We start from the raw sequence: 522 nt of genomic DNA, 5'->3' as shown, positions 1-522 counted from the left end.
GAAGGAAGGTGATGCGAACGTCACCTTCAACTTCCAGCTGAGCAATCCGCCGCAGACTGGCAGCGCTACTACGCTCACCGTGAACGTCGGTGGTACTGAATATCAGGTCAATGTCGACGCCAGCGGTAAAGGCACGCTGCAAGTCCCGAATACCAACGTCGAAGACGTCTATAAGGACGAAAGCACTGTCACTGCGACCGTTACCAAAGTCGAAGGCGGCAACTTCGAGAACGTCAGCCTGAATGGCGCGTCGGCCACTGCGACCGTGACCGACACCATTACGCCGGAAGGTACGACTACCGTCACCGTGACGGCAGACCCAGCGAAAGAAGGCGACGCGAACGTCACCTTCAACTTCCAGCTGAGCAACCCGCCGCAGACTGGCAGTGCAACCACCCTGACCGTGAACGTCGGCGGCACTGAGTACCAGGTCAACGTCGACGCCAGCGGTAAAGGCACTCTGCAAGTCCCGAACACCAACACCGATGATGTCTACAAAGACCCGTCGACCCTGACCGCGAC

The 522-nt window shown here is 58.6% G+C and carries 1 protein-coding gene; it reads left to right on the top strand.

What is annotated here, in order from left to right:
* The coding region (locus ACNFIC_RS23845) for an immunoglobulin-like domain-containing protein (RefSeq protein WP_416782286.1) at positions 1-522 on the top strand (522 nt) is incomplete at both ends.

The sequence above is a fragment of the Pseudomonas sp. NY15463 genome (assembly GCF_048068415.1).
Taxonomy (GTDB): domain Bacteria; phylum Pseudomonadota; class Gammaproteobacteria; order Pseudomonadales; family Pseudomonadaceae; genus Aquipseudomonas; species Aquipseudomonas mosselii_C.
This window is presented reverse-complemented; position numbering and strand designations above follow the sequence as displayed.